The organism is Pedobacter sp. UBA5917 (genome assembly GCF_002432345.1).
GTDB lineage: Bacteria > Bacteroidota > Bacteroidia > Sphingobacteriales > Sphingobacteriaceae > Pedobacter.
Map to the genome: position 1 here is coordinate 1 of NZ_DJDT01000246.1, position 5,325 is coordinate 5,325.

The window sequence follows — 5,325 nt, forward strand, 5'->3', positions numbered from 1 at the left end:
CCGCCATCAATAGTTGTCCAACGGTCTTTAAAATAACCCAAGGTATTTACGTTTGCACTTACATTGGTGCTCATCTGCAACCTGTTTGCGTTATATACATCTCCACCGGTTGCCCAGTTGATAAAAACACTTAAATCAAAACCTTTGTAAGAAAAAGTATTGTTAAAACCACCTATAAAATTCGGGATACCGTTTCCGATTACTGTTCTGTCGGATGGATTGATCACCCCATCGCCATTTAAATCAACCAGTTTTAAAAAGCCCGGCTGGGCGGCATAATTCACGTCTACAGGAATACCCGGTTTTAAGGTATACGTGTTATTTGTAGGATTGTAATTGAAATCGCTTACCTGGTAAACCCCGTTCGAGCGGTAACCGTACATCTGGCCGAGTGCGCTGCCAACCTGCACCAGGTAATCGGTTTGGGATGTCCAGCTGTTGCTTAGCCTAAAATCTTCGCCATTGCTTAAAGCCAGCACTTTGTTTTTATTTAGCGACATAGTAAGGGTGCTGTTCCATAAAAAACTGCTGGTTTTCACATTAACGGTATTTAAGGTAAGTTCCAATCCTTTATTTGAGGTAGCCCCGATGTTTAAAAACTGACTTGCAAAACCACTGGTATAAGGAATCTGGGTATTTAACAACAAATCTTTGGTGCGATTATCGTAAGCTTCGATGGTTAATGCAATACGTTGTTTGAAGAAACCTAGATCTAAACCGATGTTGAATGATTTGGTGGTTTCCCATTTCAGGTTCTTATTTTCAATATTATTCGGATAAACTGTAATGTTATTGGTATTGTTTAAAGGATAATTTCCGGTAGCCAGCTGACTCAGCATTAAATAATTGGGAATACGGTTATTACCGGAAGTACCATAACTCAAACGTAATTTCGCGTCAGACAGGAATTTAATGTCCTTTAAGAAAGGTTCGTTAATTGCCCGCCAGGCAAATGCGGCTGAAGGGAAATAGCCCCATTTGTTGTTATCGCCAAATTTAGAAGAACCATCCGCACGTACCGTAGCGTTAAAAAGATATTTGTCCTTATAGGCATAACTTACCCTCGAAAAGAAAGAAAGCATACTTTCTGCTTCGGCAAAAGATGTTGGAATGCCTGGCGTAGTACCCAGTGAAATATTATCCAAGCCAAGGTTTACGCCCGGAAATTTACTGTTACTCGCACTAAAAGCTTCCCTATCGGTGTAAAGCTGCTCCTGACCTAATAAAACAGATACTTTATGACTTTTATTAAAAGTATTATCGTAGGTAACGGTATTGCTGTAGTTCCAACCGGTAATATCGGTTTGGGTTAACGAACCGAATGCGCCACCGCTCCTTTTGGCCAGTACAGAGCGCGAATCGTTAAATAGTTTATCTTTTGTACCCGATATTTTTCCCGAAACCAATCCGCGGTAGGTAAAATGGTTCGCAAAGTTATAATCAATAGCTGTATTGAGATTTAAAGTACGGTTGAGCGATTCTTTTTGGGTTGATTCGGCACTTGTTTTAGGGTTTTGCAACGGAATCTGGTTTACATCAACCGTTGGGTCGTTATCAAGTGTTGCAAAATCCTCGTCGCTTAAACCAATGCCGCCAGTAGGTCTGTATTGAAAAAAGCTGATTAAAGTATTAAAACGGTCGCTGCCATCACGCGTACCAAACCCCGTTGTTTTTTGGTCGCTATAGTTCACAATGGCACTCAACTTTATCTTTTTGTTGATATTGTGCAAAAGGCTCAGTTTCGCTACGTTTTTATTCGATCCACCAGGTTGTACAATGCCCTGATCTTTATTATTCGAATAAAAAAGGTTAAAACGGGTTTCTCCCTGTCCACCGGCAATGCTAAACTTGTTGTACTGGGTATTTACCCAATCACCGAACATAATTTTCTGCCAGTTATTGCCCGGCCTGTTATCATAATTGGCATGGTAATCGGCAAATTTGCCAAAAGTATTTTCTACACCTGCCAAAAGCGTAGGGTTGTTTAAAAACCTTTCGTAAACCAGTACATTAAAATCGTAAGCATCCAATACCGGGATGTATTTATTGGCCTTTTTGGCTCCGTAATACATATCGTAACTGATGGTGAGTTTGCCGGGTTTTAATTGTTTAGTGGTTACCAAAATTACTCCGTTGGCACCTCTGGCACCATAAATAGCAGTTGCAGAGGCATCTTTTAATACATCAACACTTTCTACATCGTTGGGATCAAGAAAGTTAAGTCCGTCGGTTTGGGGCACTCCATCAATAACATAAAGCGGTTCGTTGCTCTGGGTGATAGATCCTCCGCCGCGCAGGGTAATGGCCGGACTTCCTCCTGGAGAACCATCATCGGCAGCAACCTGCAAACCAGCCACACGACCAACCAATGCTGAGGCTACATTCTGCACCGGACTTTTAGCCAGTTCGTCGCCTTTTACTGATGAAATTGAACCTGTTAAATCGCTGCGTTTTTGTGTTCCGTAACCAACAACCACTACTTCATTGAGGTTATTTTCGTCGTCAACCAGTTTCACATCGATATTCGTCCGGTTTTTCACCAGCATTTCTACCGATTTAGACCCGAGATACGAAAACACCAAAGTAGCATTAGCTTTTACCTTGATCTGGTAAGCACCGTTATTGGAGGAAACCACCTTATTGTTGGTTCCTTTTTCGGATATGGTTGTACCGGGCATAGGTTGATTGCCCCCATCCCTCACCACACCGCTTACTGTAATTACTTCCTGTGCATAAAGTGCATGGAAAGAAACCAACAATAAAAATATAAGTATAATTCGTTTCATTTTGAATGATTATTTAAGTTGAAATGCAGCCTTGATGAATAAATTGGCAGCGGTTTTTACCGTAGCCGTTAAAAGGTATTCGTCGAAAGCTTCCGAAGCGGGGCCAACAGTTAAATTGGTATTTCCGCCTATACCAATCAGTTCGATACCGGCCTGTATGGTTTTCGTTTCCCTGTTTAAAAGTCCTGTATCGATATCGTAAACGGGGTTTAAGGTGCCAATCATCGAATCGTTGCCAGTTATAGGTAATAGATCGGTTCCATCGGCATCATTCCTGCGGATACTCACCCATGGGCGCAGGTATTTTAAGGTTGCGATCTGCAATTTATTAACCATTTGTCTTAATTGGGCCGAATGGCGAGCTTCTATAGTTTGTATACGTGCTGCCAGCGCTAAGGCCGAAGTACCCATTAGTGAAACCAATTGCCCTTTATAAGCCCTTTCTCCTAAATCTTCGAGCACCACAGCGGTGCGCAAAAACGTACCGTAATTGGTGGTTACATTAGCATTTACCTTAGTATAATCGAAATTGGCATAAGGCATAGATGCGCGTGGAACCCCTCCCAGATCGGTGATGGCTTTGATGAGTACATTGATGTGTGCCTGTTCCTGATCGCGAAGGGTATTGATAATGGGTTTATCGGTTGCAGGAATTAAATTTGGTGTAGTGGTGATGGCATTATTATAAAACTGGAACTGCATATAACCCAATGCCAAAAGTAGATTAAGCGAATCAACCGTGACACTATTGGCTGTGGTTTGGCTGTAAGCTTTTTGAAAAATACCACTTAATGTTAGCGGCATTGCAGCCAAAGTTACTTTTTTACCAAAGCCGATAAAGTTTTTTAGGGCGGCACGGCGCGGACTAAATTTTTCGTAAACCCTGCCATCAATTTTTTCTATCTCGGTAAGGATATTTAAAATATTCATATAATGGCGGTTTAAAGATTAATGGTGTTGAGTTTGGTTTTGATATATTTCGAGGCCTGCTCTAAAACTTTACCCGGAGCCAGACTAACATCAAGTGCATTGGTGGCATCGGCACCTAAAGCGGCCAGCTCGTTCAGATCAGCAAAACCCAGCGCATCAACCAGACTGCGTACATAAGCTGCATGGCGTGCTTCTACGGTTGCCACCTGACTTAAAAGAATGAGGTTATAATCGTTTTTACACCTCAGTAAAGCATCATTGTAAGCGGCTACACCTAAATCTTCGAAGGTTTTGGCTGCAGTAAATACCGAACCGGCATCAGCAAAATTGATTGATGAAAAATCGAATTCCAAACTGCCTATTGCAGCTGTAGATAATATTCTCTTAAAAAATTCGCGGTGGGCAATTTCGTGCAGTTTAATATCGTTAAAGAATAGCACCTGCGTTGGAGAGAAACTAGCGGGCAAACTTTCGATAGCTTTTGTGTAAAATGCTGCTTCCAGTTGCTCAAGGGCATAAATATAATTTAACAGTCCTACATCGTCCTTAAAATCAATCGTGTTATCGCTATTTACATAAGGAGGCTCAATTCCATCTGTTTTTTCTTTTTTACAGCCTACTGTTCCCATCGCTAATGCAGATAGTCCTGCAAACTGCAAAAACTGCCTTCGCTTTAGGTTAACTGAAAAAGAATCTCTTTCGGTTAAGCTTTCAGAATTACTTTCAATCATTTTGGTTAGTTGATTTATAATGTTCGGTTTTTCCCGTTATTGATACCGGCCTGGTTACAACCTGCATCAATTATTATTATCCGGCCAGATGTTTTAAACCTTTTCAAATTTGGTTAGTCTTAAAGGTTATTTAGGAAATCATCCGAGATTTATTTTACTCATCAATTTCCATTCATCTAACGGTAACGAATTTAGCATTAGGGATAGAAACAGGCTTTTAAATTTGTTTAAAATACTATCAAATTTGAACAAACATGCCTTGAAGGGACTATTTTAAGCTTATTTACACTGATTTTGGCTTAAAATCAGATCAAAAATTATATTGGCGGGCATTATAAAAAATAAATCGTTTTGCATTTCCCTGTAAGCAATATCCTACATTATCTAAAAAAAAGGAAGGATATCCTAAATTAGAATATCCTTCCTGTATTAAATATCCGAAAAGGATTTGAGAAATTTAAATATCGATCAGATCCTCTACAAATTCTTCAAAAGTAATATTGTAGGCTTTTATCAACATGTAAACATGTATAAAACTTGGAGTACCCACATCATTCTCCCATTTAATATAGGTGGGTCTGCTAATTGAAAGTAAATCTGCTACTTCCTGCTGTGTTAATCCTTTCTCCTGCCTAAATCGTTTTAAAATCTTCCCTAATCTTTTATTCATATAAATTATGCTAATAAAATATTTTGGGATGTGTCCAAATATAAAATAAATAGGTTCGATGTAAAAAATTATATCAGTAATGTAAAGAAATGTATCACTTTTGGTGTTGATGATTACAACTACCCTATTGGTCGGCGCACTCATCGGCCAATAAATTTCTCCCTGAAATCCTATTGTTTGGACACGAATACCAATATTTTTTCCGCTC

Annotated in this window: 4 protein-coding genes; all 4 read right to left on the bottom strand. The window is 39.7% G+C overall.

Annotated features, from left to right (window positions below; translation table 11 throughout):
• A partial coding sequence (locus tag B2V92_RS16630; RefSeq protein ID WP_293310166.1) for a SusC/RagA family TonB-linked outer membrane protein occupies nt 1-2,786 on the bottom strand: 2,786 nt, incomplete at its 3' end.
• 9 nt (nt 2,787-2,795) lie between these two features.
• Complete coding sequence (locus tag B2V92_RS16635; protein ID WP_293310168.1) at nt 2,796-3,716, bottom strand: ferritin-like domain-containing protein; 921 nt, start codon at nt 3,714-3,716, stop codon at nt 2,796-2,798.
• An 11-nt stretch (nt 3,717-3,727) separates the two neighbouring features.
• Nucleotides 3,728-4,447, bottom strand: coding sequence for a ferritin-like domain-containing protein (locus B2V92_RS16640; RefSeq protein WP_293310170.1), 720 nt, complete (start codon nt 4,445-4,447; stop codon nt 3,728-3,730).
• A 457-nt stretch (nt 4,448-4,904) separates the two neighbouring features.
• On the bottom strand, nt 4,905-5,325 hold a 421-nt coding region (locus B2V92_RS16645; protein WP_293310172.1), incomplete at its 5' end, for a helix-turn-helix transcriptional regulator.

Coding starts and splice junctions, on each gene's coding strand:
- B2V92_RS16635 (WP_293310168.1), bottom strand. CDS start 3,716: ATGAATATTTTAAATATCCTTACCGAGATAGAAAAAATTGATGGCAGG.
- B2V92_RS16640 (WP_293310170.1), bottom strand. CDS start 4,447: ATGATTGAAAGTAATTCTGAAAGCTTAACCGAAAGAGATTCTTTTTCA.